Source organism: Nocardia sp. NPDC056611 (genome assembly GCF_042792755.1).
GTDB lineage: Bacteria > Actinomycetota > Actinomycetes > Mycobacteriales > Mycobacteriaceae > Nocardia.
This window is the reverse complement of sequence record NZ_JBHTVV010000009.1, coordinates 154,759-173,291: the sequence shown is the minus strand read 5'-3', so window position 1 is coordinate 173,291 and position 18,533 is coordinate 154,759. Positions and strand designations below refer to the sequence as shown.

The window sequence follows — 18,533 nt, the reverse complement described above, 5'->3', positions numbered from 1 at the left end:
GACAGCGGGCAGCCGAATATTGGGAGCCTCCCACCGGGCACCTGGATCAAATCCTGGCCGGGATCCGATCCTGACACCAGTCTCTAACTAGCCGATGAGCGCGCAGTGCCGGTGTCTGGGTGCCTGCTGTGCGCGGTCGTGTCCGCGCACAGTTTCCCGATGGGGCCCCTCGCTAAGCCGACATGGCGGGCAGGAGCGAGGCGAGCCCAGCCTCTGCGCATGCGTCGTCTTGTTCGGGGATGCCTCCGCTGACCGCGATTGCACCGACGACGGCATCGCCGCGTCGTATTAGCCGAGAACCTGCACCCGCGATGATGGGTGTGCCCGCAACCTGATCCATCTGTGCGAACAGTGCGGGCCACGCCTGCTGCATTCGCACCAACTCGCCGCCGTCACGCTGGAACAGCGCCACACTGGATGCTTTCGCCGGGGCGATGCGCGCCGATAGCGGTGGCGCGCCGTCCATGCGATCGACAACTAGCACGTGTCCGCCGCCATCGACGATCGCGACCGTGACTCGCGCACCGAGTGTGGTGGCATGCTCTCGTACACGGGCACTGACGGCTCGCGCTTGCTCCGACGTGAGTGACATCGCTCCACCTTCAAATCTCTTGGACCAACCAAGCTTGGCCGCCCCAAGGATAACCATATTCGTGGGGCGGTCCAAGAGTTTGGCTAGACTTCAGGCCATGGAGCTGGAGGAAACACCCACCCGCCTGCGCAGTAAACCAACATGGCTGATCAGCAAGACTGCTGTGCAGGCGCACCGGCTCATCGGCGAAGCGATGGCCACGGTCGACGGCCGCGCCTATCACTTCGCGATCCTCGCCGCACTCGACGAATTCGGCCCGGACAGCCAGGTGCGGATCGGCCAACGGTGCGGAATCGACCAGAGCGATATGCACACCATGCTCAAGGAACTGACCGAGCAAGGACACGTCGCACGCGCCCCGGACCCCAGCGATCGACGCCGCAACCTGATCACGTTGACCCGCTCGGGTCGACGACGGCTCGAGAAGCTGGACTCAGCACTCTCGATTGTTCAAAGCGACCTGCTCCACCGCCTGTCTCCCACTGAGCGAGATCATCTCGCCTCGCTACTCACCCGCGTTCTTGAGTAGATCTTCAACGCGGGGATGGTCAATGCACTCTTCTGCCGCGTACCGCGCTGACCGAACCGGCCAGCGCGGATCGGTGGAAGGCCAACCGGGCGTGACGATCCGAGGCTGGCGGAACGTCCACAGCTGCCGAATCGTGCTCATTCCAAGGGTGATCTACGCTCGCGGAGCGATCGTTTGCGCTTGCGGATTCGGGGTTGTTCGAGGGGAACGGATCTCGGGTGCGCGCCCGCGGGTAATGGTGAACCGGTCGATACCGCGACGGAGTGAACTACGGATTCCCAACGGTTGGAAGAATTCCCAGAATTGACCGTGGTGTGTGACAGCCTGTATCGCACTGGGGCGGCCGGGATGTGGTCGCGCGGTCTCGATGATTCGGTGCGCGCGGTCAACGAGACCGACCTCGATGCAGCTATTGACGAAGGTCGTGAATCAGGACGTCGAACTGCGGCGCGTCCGGCCAGCCTGGGCGGAGCCTGCCGACCCGGTACCAACCCCACCGCAGGTAAGTCTGATAGGCGCGAGTGTTGTCGGGCCGGACAAGCAGTGTGGCGCGCTGCTCGGGTCGCGATCGGAGCACCGAGTTGTGAAGGGTGCGCGCAAGGCCTCGGCCGGTCATGTCCTTCTTCACCATGAGCTCGCTCAGCGCGAAGGTGCGTGTGCCGTCCTCAGCCGTGAAGTCGTCGTGACCTTGCGGTTCGTCGAGCTGTAGGCCATTCCACCATGCGGTTTCCTTGGACAGCGACCATCCCCACACCTGGCCGACGGGCCGCCCGCTGATCGAGACGATGATCTGTTCGAATTCACCAGGTCTATTGGGTGCGGTGTAGGCGTCGAACCGCTGCATGAACGCCACCGGATCCGCGAATGGTGCGCCGGCGCGAATCGCGTCCACGTACGCGCCACGGTAGATGTCCTCGACCTCGGTACGGTGCGTTCGCGCCTCCGCCGCGGTGAGGTGCTCGAAATCCACGCTTGTCATACACGCGCCGCCTTCTTTGCCAGGTCGTCGAACTGCAGACCGAATGCGCTGTCTGGCTGGACAGCTGATCGAACAGGCTCGAGGACACGAAGCGTCCGGGTCGACGAAACCGCCTGCAACTGCTCGAGTGCGGGCAACCCGACCGATACCGCCTCAGTCAGATCCCCCACTTCCGCAAGCGCTCTCGCCCAACCGGGCCTGTAGTTGATTGCGTTTCGCGCACCGGCGGTCTCGAGGGCCAAGGCGCCGGACAGATCGGCTGCTTTGGCTCGGTCTCCCAGGTCGCCGTGGGCGCGGGCTTCGTGGCAGCGCACCTCGGTCGAGGTCACGAAACGCAGCCAAGCAGCGCAGTCCGCGAGCGGTTCCTGCTCGATCGCGAAGTCGGGTTCCCGCCACGCCGTCGCGATCGCTCGCCGGAAGTTCATGCGGTCACCGAGCACGCCATAGGCCTGCGCCGCCCGGGTCGCGATCAATGCGTGTAGGCGCCCGGACGGTAGCCCATGGGTGAGCTCACGCGCCCTGCTGATCAAGGCGAGCGCCCGATGCGGGTTGCCGAAACCTTGGCGGGACACGGTGATCGACTGGTGCGCGGCCCCGAGGCAAACGTGCACCGTGAGCTCGTCGTCGCCGGCCTGGTTGGCCAGAGAGAAAGCGTCGCTGTAGCAGCTGCGCGCGAGCCGGTGCTGATCGGCGTCATAGGCGAGCCACCCTGCGATGGTCGCGAGGCTTCCTGCGGCACTGGCGAACGCCTTTCCAGCGCTGTCGGTGAACGAGCAGGTTTCGAGCAGTTCCTTGGCCACCTCGAGTTACCGCACCGCGGTCTCCACCAGGCTTGCGCCACCGAGACGCTGATCCTGTTCGGCAAAGGCGGCCACGGCGCGCGATACCCGCTGTGTGTCAGCGACACCCACCGACCGGTTGCTGGTCGCCAACAGTGTCGCCCCCAGCAAGATGCCGAACTCTCGCCGCTTCACCTCATCCTCGACTTCGCTGTGATCCGAACCCCCATTCGTCAGGCTATCCCTCACCGCGGTGTCGTCGGGGTCCCGTGGCGCGAAACACAGGGTGCCCCGGGGGAGGAACGCAGGTACTGTCGAGCGCATGATCAGGCGGATTCGGACGGCGGCGCTGCTGGTGGGCGCGCTCGTGGTGTCCGCGTGGGCGGTGCTGTATCTGGGTGCCGCACATCCTGATTCGCTGCTGGTGCTCGGTGCGGTCGCGCTGGTCGCCGTGACTGCCGCCGTGTTGTCGGCCCGGGGTCCGCTGCTGGTCGCCGTCGCGCATGCGGGTCCGCCGGAATCGGCCGCCCGGCGTCGCCGGGGTGCCTTCCTACGGCAGAGCAATCCGGATGCGGCGGGGCGGCCGCGGCCGCGAGCGCCGGGAGTTCTCGCGGCCTGACAGCGCCCGCGCCGGAGCCGAACCTCAGCCTTCCGAGCTGATGGTGCGGATCGAATCACGCCATACGGTCCGGCGGGCCAGGTCGCTGTCGGGTTCTTCGCAGTCCGAATTCCCCTCGCCCGCACGTTCGTGCGGGCGCCGCGCAGCGAGGTTCTCCCGTGCTCGATTTCATCTATTACCCCGTGTCCGCCGTCCTGTGGTTGTGGCACACCGCCTTCGCGTCCGTGCTGGGCGCGACCAGTGGTCTGGCCTGGGTGCTGGCCATCGTGTTCCTGGTGCTCACCCTGCGAGGACTGCTGATCAAGCCGTTCGTGGCGCAGCTGCGGTTCTCGCGGAAGCTGGCCGAGATGCAGCCGCAGATCCAGGAGATCAAGCGCAAGCACGCGGGCGACCGCGAGCAGCAGGCGCTGGCCATGCAGGAGTTGCAGAAGGAGTCCGGGGTCAATGTGCTGACCGGGTTCCTGCCGATCATCGGCCAGGCGCTGGTGTTCATCGGGCTCTACCACGTGCTGCGGTCCTTCCAGCCCGGTCACACCCAGAATTACGTGTTCGGCGCCGGGCAGGTCCAGTCGTTCCTGGACGCGAAACTGTTCGGCGCGCCGCTGGCGGCCACGCTGTCCGGGGCGGGTTCGCAGTTCGGAACCATTGCCGCGGTCGCCATTCCGCTCATGGTGATCGCCGCCATCGCCACCCACTTCACCGCCCGCGCCGCCATCGCCCGCCAGCCCGCACCGGCCGACGGCCCGGCGGCCTCGACCGCGCGCATCATGAACACCCTCTCGCAGTGGGTGTTCCCGGCGGGCGCGCTGGTGGTCGGACCGGTCATGCCGATCGCGATCCTGCTGTACTTCGTCACCCAGAATGCCTGGACATTCGCCCAGCAACACGTGGTGGCGACCCGCTTCGGCGACGACCGCGCCGAGCGGGGCGGACGCGGCGAAAGCACCGGGTCGGCGGCGGTCGCCCACGAATAGCGGGCGCTCGGGTGGTGCGCGGAGAAAGCGGTGGCGGTGACCGGATAGGCTGGTAGCTGGTCGCAAGCGGTTTCGGCTGCGTCGCGAACCCCCTCGAATCAGCACAGACAAGGACTGCACAGCGCTATGACCAGCCGCATCGAGCTCGCCCGCGTCGACCTGCGCGGACGTACTCCCACTGCTGCCGAACTGCGCGCGGCTCTGCCGCGCGGGGGCGTCGACGTGGACTCGGTGCTGCATCATGTGCGGCCCGTCGTGGAGGCGATCCGCGATCGGGGCGTCGAGGCCGCGCTGGAATTCAGCGCCAAGTTCGACGGTGTGACGCCCGCCTCGGTGCGCGTCCCCGCCGCGGAACTGGACAAGGCCCTCGCCGAGCTGGATCCCGCCGTCCGCGCCGCCCTCGAGGTCGCCATCGAGCGCACCCGCAAGGTCCACGACGACCAGCGTCGCACCGACAAGACCACCCAGGTGGTGCCCGGCGGCACCGTCACCGAGCGGTGGGTGCCGGTCGAGCGGGTCGGGCTGTACGTGCCCGGCGGCAATGCCGTCTACCCGTCCTCGGTCGTCATGAACGTGGTCCCGGCGCAGGCCGCCGGCGTGGAGTCGCTGGTCGTGGCCTCCCCGCCGCAGGCCCAGTTCGGCGGTCTGCCGCACCCGACCATCCTGGCGGCCGCGCAGCTGCTGGGTGTCACCGAGGTGTGGGCGGTCGGCGGCGCGCAGGCCGTGGCGCTGCTGTCCTACGGCGGCATCGACACCGACGGCGCGCAGCTGGAACCGGTCGACCTGATCACCGGCCCCGGCAATATCTATGTGACCGCCGCCAAGCGGCTGTGCCGCGGCCTGGTCGGCATCGACGCCGAAGCCGGTCCCACCGAGATCGCCATCCTCGCCGACGCCACCGCCGACCCGGCGCACGTGGCCGCCGACCTCATCTCCCAGGCCGAGCACGATGTGCTGGCCGCCAGCGTCCTGGTCACCGACAGCGTCGAACTCGCCGACACCGTGGACGCGGCGCTCACCGCGCAGATGGCCGTGGTCAAGCACCACGACCGGGTCGCGGAAGCGCTGTCGGGCAAGCAGTCCGGCACCGTGCTGGTCGACGACATCGAGCAGGGCCTGCGCGTGGTCAACGCCTACGCCGCCGAGCACCTCGAGATCCAGACCGTCGACGCCGCGGGCGTGGCCGCCCGGGTGCGTTCGGCCGGAGCGGTTTTCGTCGGCGCCTGGTCCCCGGTGTCGCTGGGCGACTACTGCGCCGGCTCCAACCACGTGCTGCCCACCGCCGGATGCGCCCGGCACTCTTCGGGATTGAGCGTGCAGACCTTCCTGCGCGGCATTCACGTCGTCGAGTACACCGAGGCCGCGTTGAAGGACGTCTCGGGGCACGTGGTCGCACTGGCCAATGCCGAGGACCTGCCCGCGCACGGCCAGGCCGTGCAGGCGCGATTCGGAGAGCTGCGGTGAGCGCCCAGGCCGGCCTGGACGAAGGCGCCGTGACCGTTCCCGGCTCGACCATCTCGCTCGACGACCTGCCGCTGCGTGACAACCTGCGCGGCAAGAGCCCGTACGGCGCACCGCAATTGACGGTGCCCGTCCAGCTCAACACCAATGAGAACCCGCACCCGCCGAGCCAGGACCTGGTCGACGATGTCGCCGAGTCCGTGCGCGCGGCCGCCGCCGACCTGCACCGGTACCCGGACCGCGACGCGGTCGGCCTGCGCGGCGACCTCGCCGCCTACCTGACCCGGCAGACCGGCGTCGCGGTGGATCTGGCCAATGTGTGGGCGGCCAACGGCTCCAACGAGATCCTGCAGCAGCTGCTGCAGGCGTTCGGCGGACCCGGCCGCAGCGCACTGGGTTTCGTGCCCTCGTACTCGATGCACCCGATCATCTCCGAGGGCATCGACACCGAGTGGATCGAGGCCAAGCGCAACGGCGACTTCTCCCTCGACATCGACTACGCGGTGCTCACGGTGGGGGAGAAGAACCCTGACGTGGTCTTCGTGACCAGCCCCAACAATCCGACCGGGCACAGCATCCCGATCCCGGACCTGGAGCGCATCCTCGACGCCGCCCCCGGCATCGTGGTGGTCGACGAGGCGTACGGCGAGTTCTCCTCCGCGCCCAGCGCCATCAGCCTGATCGACAAGTACCCGACCAAGCTGGTGGTCAGCCGCACCATGTCCAAGGCGTTCGCCTTCGCGGGCGGGCGGCTGGGCTACCTGGTGGCCGCGCCCGCGGTCATCGACGCCATGCTGCTGGTGCGCCTGCCCTACCACCTGTCCGTGGTCACCCAGGCCGCGGCGCGGGCGGCGCTGCGGCACGCCGACGAAACCCTCGGCAGCGTCCACGAATTGGCCGCGCAGCGCGACCGCGTGATGGCGGCGCTGACCGAACTGGGCTACGACGTGATCCCGTCCGACGCCAACTTCGTGCTGTTCGGCCGCTTCGCCGACGCGGCGCGCGCCTGGCAGCACTACCTCGACGAGGGCGTGCTCATCCGCGATGTCGGCATCCCCGGCTACCTGCGCACCACCATCGGCCTGGCCGCCGAGAACGACGAATTCCTGCGCGTCAGCGCGAAACTGGCGTCCGAGGAGCTGATCGCCCGATGACCACCGAACGTCCCGCCGACCGCATCGCCCGGGTCGAGCGCATCACCCGCGAGTCCAGCATCGTGGTGGAGCTCAACCTGGACGGCTCCGGCAAGACCGACATCTCCACCGGCGTTCCGTTCTACGACCACATGCTGACCGCCTTCGGTCAGCACGGCAGCTTCGACCTCACCGTCCAGGCCAAGGGCGACATCGAGATCGAGGCCCACCACACCGTCGAGGACACCGCCATCGTCATCGGCCAGGCCCTGGGCCAGGCGCTCGGCGACAAGAAGGGCATCCGCCGCTTCGGCGACTGCTTCATCCCGATGGACGAGACCCTCGCCCACGCTGTCGTCGACGTGTCCGGCCGGCCGTACTGCGTGCACACCGGCGAGCCGGATCACATGCTGCACACCATCATTCCGAGCGTCGCCCCGACCGCGTCCTATTCGACGGTGATCAACCGCCACGTGTTCGAGTCGATCGCGCTCAACGCGCGCATCGCCCTGCACGTGCGGGTGCTCTACGGCCGCGACCAGCACCACATCACCGAGGCCGAATACAAGGCCGTGGCGCGAGCACTGCGCGCGGCGGTCGAATACGACCCGCGCGTGTCCGGGGTCCCGTCCACCAAGGGTTCGCTGTGACCAAGAAGATCGCCCTGCTCGACTACGGCTCCGGCAACCTGCACTCCGCCGGCCGCGCCCTCGCCCGCACCGGCGCCGAGGTCATCATCACCGCCGACCCCGAAACCGCCTTGAACGCAGACGGTCTCGTGGTCCCCGGCGTCGGCGCCTACGCCGCCTGCATGTCCGGCCTGCTCGCCGTCCGCGGCGACCGCATCATCGGCAAACGCCTCTCCGGCGGCCGTCCCGTCCTGGGCATCTGCGTCGGCATGCAGATCCTGTTCGAGCGCGGTGTCGAGTTCGGCGTCGAGACCGACGGCTGCGCCGAATGGCCCGGAACTGTCGAGCGTTTGAACGCGCCGATCCTGCCGCACATGGGCTGGAACACGGTCAAGGCTCCCGCGGACAGCGTCCTGTTCGCGGGCATGGACGCCGACACCCGCTTCTACTTCGTCCACTCCTACGCGGCTCAACACTGGGGCTGGACCGACGACGGCGGCGGCCAGATCGCCCCGGCCAAACTCACCTGGGCCGAACACGGCGTCCCCTTCCTCGCCGCCGTCGAGAACGGCCCCCTCGCCGCGACGCAGTTCCACCCCGAGAAGTCCGGCGACGCCGGAGCCCACCTCCTCCGCAACTGGGTCGACTCGATCTGATCGACCGCGCTCGCCCAACCTCCGGGTTCCGCGGCGAATCGGTCAGAGCGCCCGCTTCAGCCCGACGTGACTGTTGTCGTACCCGAGCCGCGCGTAAAAGGCGTGAGCCCGCATGCGGACCCGGTCCGTGGTGACCTGCGCGAGTGTCGCACCTCGGTGCCTGCCGTGGTCGTGCGCCCACTCGAGCATCGCGGTCCCGATGCCGCGAGAGCGTTCCGCGGCGGCGACCCGAACTCCCTCGATCTGGAGGCGGGTGGCGCCGCCGCGGGACAGGCCCGGAATGATGGTGAGCTGCATGGTGCCGACGATCCTGTCGCCCTCGTCCCGGACCACGGCCAGATAGTGCGAGGAATCGCTGGTGATGGCGTCGTACGCCTCCTCGTAGCGGGCAATGTCGGAACCTTCGCGGGCACGGCCGATCTCGTCATCGGAGAGCAGCGCGACCAGTGCCGGAACGTCGGCGCGCGCCGCCCGCTGCACACGGTAGATCCGGTCGCCGAGTCGGAGCCGGCCACCGACCGAAGCCCGTGCCCGTGCCTGCAGCCGGGCGATCAGCGTGTCCAGCCAGGCGCCGACGTGCCGCCGGGCCTCGGGAGTGTCCGGGTACCGGCAGCGCAGGTGCAGCCCGGTCTCGTCGAGCACGAACCAGAGCATCACGCCGTCGGTCCGAATCGTCGCGCCGACGTATTGCGCCTCCAATCCGGTCGCGTCGACTCGCACCGGCAGTCGGCGCAGGTCCAGCCACGAAATCGCGAACATCCCCGGCGCCTCGGGCATCCCGCCCCACGGACGCAGGATGTCCTCCAGTGGCCAGGACCCCATCCGGACGGCCTCCTTCACCGCCTCGGCACTGGCACGGGGATCGGAGTCGGCCGACTCGAGCACCGAGTTGGTGATGAACCACCCCACCGAGTCGTGCCAGGTGGTGTCATACCGACTGTGCACCGGAAACACCGCCCGCAGTGCGGTGCCGGCCAGCTCGCGAGTCACCTCGGTCATCGCCCCCACCACCAGCGCCAAGGTCGAGACGCCGTCGTCGCGGGCCTGCGCCGAGAAGGCGGCGCTGTCGTCGACGTCGAGCACATCGCGCACCTCCACGCGCTCCTGCTGCAACGCCGCCTCACCCAGCGACAGCGGGAATCGTGGCATCACATCGCCGCTGCCCGCCAGCACCTCTGCCCAGCGGCGGTGCACCTCGGCGGGCGCCGGCGGGCGGTCCCGCAGCGCGCGGGTGTGCTCCGCGAAGGCGGGTACGGGCGGCAACGACGGTGAACGACCCTGCTGCACCGCGGCCAGCGCGGCGAGCAGGTCACGCGCGATCACCAGCATCGACCACATGTCGACGTGCGAGTGGTCGGCGGCGACCACCACGGTCGGCCCGACCGCGGTCTCGAGCACACACAGCCGATGCGACGGACGACCGTACGGTGAACAAGCACGGTCGAGCACGGCGCGGAGCGCATCGTTGACCGCCTGCCCCGGAGCGATCACATGCTCGACCCAGCCGCCGGGGAGGATATCGACCTCGTACAGCTGAGGCTCGCCGTCCGCGCCCGGCACGAAGACCGACCGCAGCGTGCCGTGCCGCTCGATCACCGCCAGCCACGCGGCCGCGAGGTCGTCGGGCGGTACCGGCCCGGAGAGCTTGAAGGACAACGCCATCCAGGATCCCGCTCGGTCGCCGGCGCCGACATGGCGTCGCTGGTCGAAGGACACGGGAAGAGACCGGCCCACCCGCGCCACGGTGACGTCGAAGCCCAGTAGGCGGCCGAACGGCAGGCGCAGGTGCGCGACGTTGGTCAGCCGCATGACGGTATCCTAGGCTCCTTCTCGAGCGATCGCCGTCTCACCAGCACCCTGGAGCCACCGTGCCGACCTTCCGCGTTTCCGGCGCCGACATCGACATGGAATTGAGCGACGAGGGTGGCCACCCGGTCGTCCAACTCCACGGCCTCACCTCCAGCCGTCATCGCGACCGTCTGATGGACCTCGATCTCGGCCGCGGACTCAGCGGAACCCGATTGCTGCGGTACGACGCGCGCGGCCACGGCCACTCGACGGGTCGTGCCGTCCCCGAGGACTATCGGTGGCCGGTTCTGGCCGATGACCTGCTGAACCTGCTCGACCACTGGTTCCCCGGTGAACAGGTGCACGGTGTCGGTCCGTCGATGGGTACCGGGACACTGCTGCATGCCGCTGTCCGCGATCCCGGCCGATTCGCCGGCCTCACCCTGCTCGTGCCCGCGACCGCGTGGCGCACCCGAGCCGCGAAGGCCGACATCTACCGCAAGAACGCTCGCTTGATCGAAGAGCAGGGACTCGCCGCCTTCCTCGGCGCCGATCTCACCGCGCCTCGCCCGCCGGCCACCGTCGGAACGCCCGAAACCGTGCCGGATGTCGCCGAGCACCTACTGCCCGCACTGTTCCGCGGGGCAGCGATGAGCGACCTGCCCGCCCCCGAGGCGATCGCCGCGATCGACGTGCCGACCACGGTGCTGGCCTGGATAGACGACCCCGCCCATCCGGTGTCGACCGCCGAGGCGCTGGTGGATCTGCTGCCGAAGGCCACCCTGGAGGTGGCGCACACACCGGCCGATCTCGCTCGCTGGCCGAGCGTCCTGTGCGAGGACGTGGCACGACACGGGTAGGCACGACGGCCGCGCTACTCGGGAGTCCGGCCCCACAGCTCGACGAGTGGTGCGTCGTGGTCGCGGCGTCGCCAGTGCTCGGTGAGGCGGTGGAGGCGGGCGGGGGCGCCGATGCCGTGCAGGGCGGCGATCTTGTCGTCGCGCAGTTCCAGGATCGTGACGCTGAGGATTCGGTCGGCGAGGGTGATGAGCATGGCGGGGCAGCCGTTGAGGACGGCGGCGTGGATGGTGGGGGCGCCATTGAACTGGCGGAGTTTGGCGGATGTGGGGGTGAATCCGGCTCGGACAGCGATGGCTACGCGTTCGGGGGTGAGGAAGTGGATCAGCTTCGGCGCCGAGCCGCCCGCGCCGTCGGAAGTGGCGGTCGCGTCAGCGGTGAGCAGGGATACGAGGTGGTCGGTGCGGCCCGAGGTGGCGGCGTCGACGAAAGCCTGGACGATGCCGCGGGCGGCGGCGGGGTCGCCGCCGGTGTTGTTGGCGGAGACGGTGATTCGGCGGCGGGCTCGGTGGGCGTGCTGCTGACTGGCGGATTCGGTGATGGCGAGGATGTCGGCGATTTCGGCGTGGGTGTAGGAAAAGGCCTCGCGCAGAACGTAAACGGCTCGTTCGAGCGGCGTCAGGCGCTCCATCAGCAGCAGGACCGCCACGGTCACCGATTCGCGTTGTTCGGCGGTTTCGGCGGGGCCCAGCATCGGGTCGCCGTCGAGCAAGGGTTCGGGCATCCAGGCGCCGACCGCGCGTTCGCGGCGGACCCGCGCCGAGCGGAGACGGTCGAGCGCCAGGTTGGTGACGATTGTCGTCAGCCACGCCTCGGGGACCTCGATGTAGTCCCGGTCGGCCGCCTGCCACCGCAGGAACGCGTCCTGCACCGTGTCCTCGGCGTCGGCGGCCGAGCCGAGCAGACGGTAGGCGAGGGAGGCCAGCCGGTTGCGACTGGCCTCGAAACACGCCACGGTGGCGGCATCCATGAGCTTCACCCTAGGTGGCGACCACATCGACGGGGTGCGGGCGGGGCGGCGCCAAGCGGCGTGTGCGGCTTGGCATTCCGAAGGTCGGGTGGCTGATGCTCCAGCCGCTGCCCGCCACGATCGCCGCCTTGACCAGCGCCGCCGGTCGGCCGCACAGGGCCCCGGGCTTGGCCTGCCCGGCACCGTCGACCAGCTGGAAGATCGCGTCCTCGCGGCCGAGACTGATGTGGTTGCCGACGTAACTCAGGGTGGTCGCCTTGACGGTGCGCCCGGTCCGGTCGCCGAGGATCGCGGCCGCCGCCTGCATGCCGGTGAATCCCGCCGACGCGCACGACATCGGCAGCGGACGACCGTTCTCGCCGATGACGAAGGCGCTGTCACCCGCGACGTACACCTCCGGGTGCGAGACCGACCGCATCTGCCGGTCGACCGTGATCTGCCCGTTGGCTTCCACCGCCAGGCCACTGTCGGCGGGGATCGGATGGACGGCGAAGCCCGCGGTCCACACGATCGCATCCGAGGCGAAGACGGTCCCGTCGTCGGCGACGGCCCGCCGCGCCTCGACCCGCGCGATGGCGGTGTGCTCGTGGATCCTGATACCGAATCGATCGAACGCGCGCAGCAGATGACGGCGGGCCTTCGGACCCAGCCAGCCGCCCAGTTCACCGCTGGTGGCCAGCTGGACCCGCACTCCTGGACGGGCTTCGGCGATCTCGGTGGCGGTCTCGATCGCGGTCAGATTGCCACCGACCACGAGCACCGTGCCGTGCTCGCCGAGCTCGTCCAGACGGGCGCGCAGAGCCAGCGCGGACGGCCGTCCGGCGACGTCGAACGCGTGCTCCGCGGCACCCGGAACGTCGTGCACGGCGGCGGTACTGCCGAGCGCGTAGAGCAGAGTGTCGTATTCGAGGCGGTGTGTGCCTTCGGCGTCGGCGATGGTGACGCTGCGGTGGTCGGCGTCGACACCGATCACCCGCGCCACCCGCAGCCGGATCCCGGTGCCCGCGAACACCTCCGCCAGCGGCCGGTGCGGCAGCGCATGCCCGGCCGCGAGCTGATGCAGCCGCAGGCGTTCGACGAAATCGGGTTCGGCGTTGACCACGGTGATCTCGAAGTCGCGGGAATGGAGGGTGCGGGCCAGGTATCCGGCGGTGAAGGCGCCGGCGTAGCCGGCCCCCAGGACCACGATGCGGTGCTGCATGATTTCGCTCCTGTCTGGTTCGCGTGCCCTCTGAACGAGACAGCGCGCGGATTCCTGACAGCACCGCCGGTGAGGTGGGTCACTCCCGCGTCGGGCGGGCGCCGACGGACCAGACGGGGGAGGAGGCGACGCCGGCGAACTGCCAGCCGTCGGGGGTGCGGACGGCCTGGAAGCGGTAGACCTCGCCGAGGGTGAGGCGGGGTTGGGAGCCGAGGGTGGGGTCTTGGGCGGGGCCCCAGGCGAAGACGGCGAGGAGGTTGGCGCGTACGCGGGCGGTGTCACCGTCCAGGTCGACGATGATTCCGGTGATGATGTGCTGAATGTGCTTGTCGGGGGAGTGGTTTCGGCTGGCCTGGGTGACCAGGGCGGTGCGGCCGACAGCCAGGCCGCCCGGGGTCTGGGCGGTGGCGTCGGGGGTGTAGAGCGTGGCGAGTTCGGCCCAGTCGCCCTCGTCGAGGGCGCGGCCGAGGCGGTGGACCAGCTCGGTGACCTCGAATTTGTCTGCCAGGTCCTGGATTCGGCTGGTGCTGATGTCGATCGCGTTCATGGTGAGAGTCTTTCGACAAGATTGTTGGTCTATCCAACGTTGGTGGAACCAATGTAACTGATCGTGGGTGCTCCCAACAAGTGTTGGTAGATTCGCTGTCATGGACACCGCGCCCGAAGGAGCCTCCGGCCGGTTGCGCGCCCTGCCCACCCGCCTCCTGGGTCAGGCCGCGATCATCGCCAACCGCTGCACCGAGAAGGCCCTGGAACCCACCGGTTCCCGCCGCTACCACTACGCCCTGCTCGCCACCCTCGACGAGCACGGCCCGCTCAGTCAGGCCGACGCCGGACGCCGTACCGGCATCGACCGCAGTGACGTCGTCTCCGCGGTCAACGACCTCGCCGACCGCGGGCTGGTCACCCGCACCCCCGACCCCGCCGATCGCCGCCGCAACACCCTCACTCTCACCCGTGCCGGCCGAGCCCACCTCACCGAGCTCGACGAACGTTTGGAAGCGGCGCAGCGGGAACTCCTGCCCGGGTTCACCGCCGCCGAACGCGCGAACTTCGTCCTGACCCTCAATCGCATCCTCGAATCGCACGCCGGAGGCAGCTGAACAACCGCTCGGTGGGATGGTGGAGGCCGAGGCAAACGCGACAACGGAAGGAACGGACATGAAGATTGTCGTCATCGGCGGCACCGGCCTGATCGGGTCGAATGTCGTCAACCGTTTGGGCGAGAGCGGCCACCAGGCAGTTCCGGCCTCACCGAGCAAGGGCGTCGACACGGTGACCGGTGTCGGCGTGAAAGAGGCGCTGCAGGGCGCGGACGTCGTCGTCGACGTCTCCAATTCGCCGTCGTTCGCCGACGACGACGTCATGGCGTTCTTCCGCATCTCGACCGCCAACCTGCTCGACGCCGCGCAGAGCGCGGGCGTCGGCCACTACGTCGCGTTGTCGGTGGTCGGCTCGGGCGACCTGCCGGAGTCCGGGTACCTGAAAGCGAAGGCGGCGCAGGAGGAACTGATCCGGAGTTCCGGCCTCCCGTACACGATCGTGCGCGCCACGCAATTCTTCGAATTCGCCGGTGGCATAGCCGATTCCGCCACCGTCGACGGCGTGGTGCGGCTGTCCGACGGCGGCGTCCAGCCGATGGCCGCCGACGATGTCGCCGCCGCGATCGCGCGGGCCGCGCTGGACTCGCCTCGCCATGGCGCGCTCGAGGTCGGCGGACCCGAGAAATTCGGCCTCGACCAGTGGATTCGCACCGTGCTGACCGCCCGATCCGACCCCCGCGAGGTGGTCACCGACCCGCAGGCCCGATACTTCGGTACCCTCCTGGGTCCCGACAGCCTGGTGCCGGGACCCGGCGCGGAACTCGCCCCGACCCGGCTCGCGGACTGGCTCGCCCGGCGGTGAAATCGCGACGGAGGGCGGCCGAGCGTGGTGGCCGCCCCGCCGCGACTCGGTTCACCCTGCGAACGGTGTGACACCGGGCAACCACTAGGCTTACCCCGTGAGTCTTGTGCTGCTACCTGCCGTCGATGTCGCCAATGGTGAAGCTGTGCGCCTGGTTCAAGGGGAGGCGGGCAGCGAAACCAGTTATGGTTCGCCGCGCGACGCCGCCCTGGCCTGGCAGCAGGCGGGGGCGGAGTGGGTGCATCTGGTCGACCTCGACGCCGCGTTCGGCAAGGGGTCCAATCGCGACATCATCGCCGGGGTCATCGGCGAACTCGACGTGAAGGTCGAGCTGTCCGGCGGCATCCGTGACGACGAGTCGCTGAAGGCGGCGCTGGCCACCGGCTGCGCGCGCGTCAATATCGGCACCGCGGCCATCGAGAACCCGGAGTGGTGCGCCCGCGCCATCGGCGAGTACGGTGACAAGGTCGCCGTCGGCCTGGACGTGAAGCTCATCGACGGCGAGTGGCGGCTGCGCGGCCGCGGCTGGGTCACCGACGGCGGCGACCTGTGGGAGGTGCTCGAGCGGCTCGAACGCGACGGCTGCTCGCGCTACGTGGTCACCGACGTGTCCAAGGACGGCACCCTGACCGGGCCGAACCTGGATCTGCTCAGCCAGGTCGCGAACGCGGCCGAGGCGCCGGTCATCGCGTCGGGCGGCATCTCGGTGCTCGAGGACCTGACCGCCATCGCCACCCTGGTGGACGAGGGCGTCGAGGGCGCGATCATCGGTAAGGCCCTGTACGCGGGCCGGTTCACCTTGCCCGAAGCCCTGGCCGCGGTTCGATAACCGCCGATGGCCGCCGAACTCGCCGAACTGCTCGGCATCGCCTGCGCGGTGCTCGACTCCGCCGCACCGCGTTTCGTCGAGGGCATCGGGGCGCCGAGCGCGGTCGAGAAGGGGCGCAACGACTTCGCCACCGAACTCGACCTGGAACTCGAGCGCACCATCTCGCAGCGACTGGCCGAACGCACCGGAATCCCGGTGCACGGCGAGGAATTCGGCGGCCCGCAGCTGACCTCCGGCACCGCGTGGGTGCTCGACCCGATCGACGGCACCTTCAACTACTCGGCGGGCAGCCCGATGTGCGGGATGCTGCTGTCGCTGGTGCGTGACGGCGTCCCCGTCATCGGCCTGACCTGGCTGCCGATCCTGGGCCAGCGCTACGCGGCCGTCGACGGCGGGCCGCTGCTGCTCAACGGCACCCCGCTGCCGCGGCTGGCCCCGGCCAAACTGGCCACCGCCATGATCGGGTTCGGCAGCTTCAATATCGATGGGGCGGGCCGGATTCCGGGCATCTTCCGCTTCAACCTGCTGGGCGCGCTGTCGCGACTGTCGGGCCGGCAGCGCATGTACGGCTCCACCGGCATCGACCTGGCCTACACCGCGTCCGGAATTCTGGGCGGGGCCGTGGTGTTCGGACATCACCCGTGGGACAACGCCGCGGGCGTGGTGCTGGTCCGGGCCGCGGGCGGGGTCGTCACCGATCTGCTGGGCGCGGACTGGACCATCGAATCCGGTTCGGTGCTGGCCGCCGCGCCCGGCGTGCACGAGGAACTACTGGAACTGATCGCCGACACCGCCGATCGGGTCCGAGGAGAGGCAGAACAATGACATTCGAGGCAGAGAAATGACCCTCGCGGTACGCGTGATCCCGTGCCTGGACGTCGACGCCGGGCGCGTGGTCAAGGGCGTCAACTTCGAGAACCTCAGGGACGCGGGCGATCCCGTGGAACTCGCCGCCACCTACGACGCCCAGGGCGCGGACGAGCTGACCTTCCTCGACGTCACCGCCTCCACCGGCGACCGCGGCACCATGATCGACGTGGTCACCCGCACCGCCGAGCAGATCTTCATCCCGCTCACCGTCGGCGGCGGCGTGCGCACCGTCGAGGACGTGGACCGGCTGCTGCGCGCGGGCGCGGACAAGGTGTCGGTGAACACCGCCGCCATCGCCCGCCCCGAGGTGCTGCGCGAGATGTCGGAGCGGTTCGGCTCGCAGTGCATCGTGCTGTCGGTCGACGCCCGCACCGTGCCCGCGGGCCAGGACCCCACCCCGTCCGGCTGGGAGGTCACCACCCACGGCGGCAAGCGCGGCACCGGCATCGACGCCGTGGAATGGGCCGTGCGCGGCGCCGAACTGGGCGTCGGGGAGATCCTGCTGAACTCGATGGACGCCGACGGCACCAAGGCCGGTTTCGACCTGACCATGATCCGCGCGGTGCGCGCCGCGGTGTCGGTGCCGGTCATCGCCTCCGGCGGTGCGGGCAAGGTCGCCGACTTCGCCCCGGCCGTGCAGGCGGGTGCGGACGCGGTGCTGGCCGCCAGCGTCTTCCACTTCGGCGATCTCACCATCGGCGAGGTCAAGGACGCCATGCGCACGGAAGGAATCACGGTTCGATGAGCGGCCTGGATCCCGCGATCGCCGCGCGCCTCAAGCGCAATGCCGACGGCCTGTTCGCCGCCATCGCCCAGGAGAAGAGCACGGGCGACGTGCTCATGATGGCGTGGATGGACGACGAGGCGCTGGCCCGCACTCTCGACACCCGCAAGGGCACCTACTACTCGCGCTCGCGGCAGCAGTACTGGGTCAAGGGCGAGACCTCCGGCCACACCCAGTACGTGCACGAGGTGCGGCTGGACTGCGACGGCGACACCGTGCTGCTCATCGTCGACCAGGAGGGCGCGGCCTGCCACACGGGCACCCACACCTGCTTCGACACCGACGTACTGCTGTCGCAGGGCGATCGGCTGCTGTCCGACGAGGGCTGAGCCTCAGTCGGATTCGGCGGGATCCAGAGCCAGATACGAGCTGGGCCGCCCCGAGCGGCCGAGCCCGCGGGTCATGCCCTTGTCGAGCTGCGCCACCAGGGTTTCCCCGAGTGTCAGCAGCTGTTCGGTCTGATCGGCGTCGAGGCCGTCGAACACCAGGCCGCGCACGCACTCCAGATAGCCGGGTCCGGCGTCGCTGACCTTGCGATATCCCGCGTCGGTGAGCACGGCCTGGGCCCCGCGACGGCCGGTCAGCGCCACGCGTTGCGCCCAGCCGAGCCGCTCGAGTTTGGACACCACGTGCGAGAGCCGTGATAGCGATGCGTTTGCCTTTTGCGCGAGGTCGCTGAGTTGCAAGCGGTGATCGGGTTCTTCGGAGAGCAAGGCCATCACGAAGTATTCGAAATGGGTAATCCCGGACTCGCGTTGCAGCTGGGTATCCAAGGCGGCGGGCAGTCGGGTGGTGAGCGCGATCAAGGTTCGCCAAGCTCGCAGTTCTTGGGGATTCATCGACTTGGTCACCGTGCGCGCCCTCTCGTACCAGCCGAGTGACGGTTGGTCCCCGACCGTTCGAGAGCCCGTGTCGCGGCATCGAACAAGTCACTCGCACGTCAAAGTTTGCCACGACTTCGCTCGTCAGTCACGATG

At 69.2% G+C, this 18,533-nt stretch carries 22 protein-coding genes; 14 read left to right on the top strand and 8 right to left on the bottom strand.

Translation table 11 applies throughout. The annotated features are described in order from the left end of the window. Window positions 1–172: 172 nt before the first annotated feature. The gene (locus ACFRAQ_RS33730; protein ID WP_379106961.1) at window positions 173–592 is read right to left on the bottom strand and encodes a heme-binding protein; all 420 of its coding nucleotides are present in this window, start codon (window positions 590–592) and stop codon (window positions 173–175) included. 97 nt (window positions 593–689) lie between these two features. Between ACFRAQ_RS33730 and ACFRAQ_RS33725 the strand changes: the two genes are divergently transcribed. Then, window positions 690–1,121, top strand: a complete 432-nt coding sequence (locus tag ACFRAQ_RS33725; protein ID WP_379106959.1) for a MarR family winged helix-turn-helix transcriptional regulator — start codon at window positions 690–692, stop codon at window positions 1,119–1,121. Between the two features lie 409 nt (window positions 1,122–1,530). Here ACFRAQ_RS33725 and ACFRAQ_RS33720 read toward each other — a convergent pair whose 3' ends face one another. Continuing rightward, window positions 1,531–2,100, bottom strand: a complete 570-nt coding sequence (locus ACFRAQ_RS33720; protein ID WP_379106956.1) for a GNAT family N-acetyltransferase — start codon at window positions 2,098–2,100, stop codon at window positions 1,531–1,533. Further along, window positions 2,097–2,900 (bottom strand): hypothetical protein, encoded by an 804-nt coding sequence (locus tag ACFRAQ_RS33715; protein ID WP_379106954.1) that lies wholly within the window; start codon window positions 2,898–2,900, stop codon window positions 2,097–2,099. Before ACFRAQ_RS33715 ends, ACFRAQ_RS33720 begins: the two co-directional genes overlap by 4 nt. A gap of 301 nt (window positions 2,901–3,201) precedes the next feature. Here ACFRAQ_RS33715 and ACFRAQ_RS33710 point away from each other — a divergent pair, with 301 nt between their 5' ends. The 6 genes from ACFRAQ_RS33710 (at window position 3,202) to hisH (ending at window position 8,351) form a co-directional block, all read left to right on the top strand. Continuing rightward, window positions 3,202–3,498 (top strand): DUF6412 domain-containing protein, encoded by a 297-nt coding sequence (locus ACFRAQ_RS33710; protein ID WP_379106952.1) that lies wholly within the window; start codon window positions 3,202–3,204, stop codon window positions 3,496–3,498. Window positions 3,499–3,656: 158 nt separating this feature from the next. Further along, a complete protein-coding gene (yidC, locus tag ACFRAQ_RS33705; RefSeq protein WP_379106950.1) occupies window positions 3,657–4,472 on the top strand; it encodes a membrane protein insertase YidC in 816 nt (271 codons plus the stop codon). Between the two features lie 126 nt (window positions 4,473–4,598). Next, window positions 4,599–5,936 (top strand): histidinol dehydrogenase, encoded by a 1,338-nt coding sequence (gene hisD / locus ACFRAQ_RS33700; RefSeq protein ID WP_379106948.1) that lies wholly within the window; start codon window positions 4,599–4,601, stop codon window positions 5,934–5,936. After that, the gene (locus ACFRAQ_RS33695; RefSeq protein ID WP_379106946.1) at window positions 5,933–7,087 is read left to right on the top strand and encodes a histidinol-phosphate transaminase; all 1,155 of its coding nucleotides are present in this window, start codon (window positions 5,933–5,935) and stop codon (window positions 7,085–7,087) included. Before hisD ends, ACFRAQ_RS33695 begins: the two co-directional genes overlap by 4 nt. Continuing rightward, window positions 7,084–7,716 (top strand): imidazoleglycerol-phosphate dehydratase HisB, encoded by a 633-nt coding sequence (hisB, locus tag ACFRAQ_RS33690; RefSeq protein WP_379106944.1) that lies wholly within the window; start codon window positions 7,084–7,086, stop codon window positions 7,714–7,716. Before ACFRAQ_RS33695 ends, hisB begins: the two co-directional genes overlap by 4 nt. Beyond that, on the top strand, window positions 7,713–8,351 hold the full coding sequence (gene hisH, locus ACFRAQ_RS33685; protein WP_379106942.1) for an imidazole glycerol phosphate synthase subunit HisH: 639 nt from the start codon (window positions 7,713–7,715) through the stop codon (window positions 8,349–8,351). The genes hisB and hisH overlap by 4 nt, the downstream gene beginning before the upstream one ends. A 42-nt stretch (window positions 8,352–8,393) precedes the next feature. Here hisH and ACFRAQ_RS33680 read toward each other — a convergent pair whose 3' ends face one another. Next, window positions 8,394–10,160: a GNAT family N-acetyltransferase gene (locus ACFRAQ_RS33680; RefSeq protein ID WP_379106940.1), complete on the bottom strand. Its 1,767-nt coding sequence runs from the start codon at window positions 10,158–10,160 to the stop codon at window positions 8,394–8,396. A gap of 59 nt (window positions 10,161–10,219) precedes the next feature. Between ACFRAQ_RS33680 and ACFRAQ_RS33675 the strand changes: the two genes are divergently transcribed. Further along, entirely contained in the window at window positions 10,220–10,999 is a 780-nt protein-coding gene (locus ACFRAQ_RS33675; protein ID WP_379106938.1) for an alpha/beta fold hydrolase, read from the top strand. Between the two features lie 14 nt (window positions 11,000–11,013). Here the strand turns inward: ACFRAQ_RS33675 and ACFRAQ_RS33670 are convergent, their stop codons facing one another. The 3 genes from ACFRAQ_RS33670 to ACFRAQ_RS33660 all read right to left on the bottom strand — a co-directional run bounded on the left by ACFRAQ_RS33670 (window position 11,014) and on the right by ACFRAQ_RS33660 (window position 13,715). Then, entirely contained in the window at window positions 11,014–11,967 is a 954-nt protein-coding gene (locus tag ACFRAQ_RS33670; protein ID WP_379106936.1) for a sigma-70 family RNA polymerase sigma factor, read from the bottom strand. A gap of 10 nt (window positions 11,968–11,977) precedes the next feature. Beyond that, window positions 11,978–13,168: an NAD(P)/FAD-dependent oxidoreductase gene (locus ACFRAQ_RS33665; protein WP_379106934.1), complete on the bottom strand. Its 1,191-nt coding sequence runs from the start codon at window positions 13,166–13,168 to the stop codon at window positions 11,978–11,980. Window positions 13,169–13,247: 79 nt separating this feature from the next. After that, window positions 13,248–13,715, bottom strand: coding sequence for a nuclear transport factor 2 family protein (locus tag ACFRAQ_RS33660; RefSeq protein WP_379106932.1), 468 nt, complete (start codon window positions 13,713–13,715; stop codon window positions 13,248–13,250). Window positions 13,716–13,815: 100 nt separating this feature from the next. Between ACFRAQ_RS33660 and ACFRAQ_RS33655 the strand changes: the two genes are divergently transcribed. From ACFRAQ_RS33655 to hisI, 6 genes are all read left to right on the top strand, one after another. After that, window positions 13,816–14,271, top strand: a complete 456-nt coding sequence (locus ACFRAQ_RS33655; protein ID WP_379106930.1) for a MarR family winged helix-turn-helix transcriptional regulator — start codon at window positions 13,816–13,818, stop codon at window positions 14,269–14,271. Window positions 14,272–14,329: 58 nt separating this feature from the next. Further along, complete coding sequence (locus ACFRAQ_RS33650) at window positions 14,330–15,073, top strand: SDR family oxidoreductase (protein ID WP_379106928.1); 744 nt, start codon at window positions 14,330–14,332, stop codon at window positions 15,071–15,073. A 97-nt stretch (window positions 15,074–15,170) separates the two neighbouring features. Continuing rightward, complete coding sequence (priA, locus tag ACFRAQ_RS33645; RefSeq protein ID WP_357097970.1) at window positions 15,171–15,902, top strand: bifunctional 1-(5-phosphoribosyl)-5-((5-phosphoribosylamino)methylideneamino)imidazole-4-carboxamide isomerase/phosphoribosylanthranilate isomerase PriA; 732 nt, start codon at window positions 15,171–15,173, stop codon at window positions 15,900–15,902. A 6-nt stretch (window positions 15,903–15,908) separates the two neighbouring features. After that, window positions 15,909–16,727, top strand: a complete 819-nt coding sequence (locus ACFRAQ_RS33640) for an inositol monophosphatase family protein (protein WP_379106926.1) — start codon at window positions 15,909–15,911, stop codon at window positions 16,725–16,727. A 16-nt stretch (window positions 16,728–16,743) separates the two neighbouring features. Continuing rightward, window positions 16,744–17,517, top strand: a complete 774-nt coding sequence (hisF, locus tag ACFRAQ_RS33635) for an imidazole glycerol phosphate synthase subunit HisF (protein ID WP_357097965.1) — start codon at window positions 16,744–16,746, stop codon at window positions 17,515–17,517. Next, window positions 17,514–17,885: a phosphoribosyl-AMP cyclohydrolase gene (hisI, locus tag ACFRAQ_RS33630; protein ID WP_357285815.1), complete on the top strand. Its 372-nt coding sequence runs from the start codon at window positions 17,514–17,516 to the stop codon at window positions 17,883–17,885. Before hisF ends, hisI begins: the two co-directional genes overlap by 4 nt. A 3-nt stretch (window positions 17,886–17,888) precedes the next feature. Here the strand turns inward: hisI and ACFRAQ_RS33625 are convergent, their stop codons facing one another. Next, window positions 17,889–18,395 (bottom strand): MarR family winged helix-turn-helix transcriptional regulator, encoded by a 507-nt coding sequence (locus ACFRAQ_RS33625; protein WP_379106990.1) that lies wholly within the window; start codon window positions 18,393–18,395, stop codon window positions 17,889–17,891. Window positions 18,396–18,533: the final 138 nt, after the last annotated feature.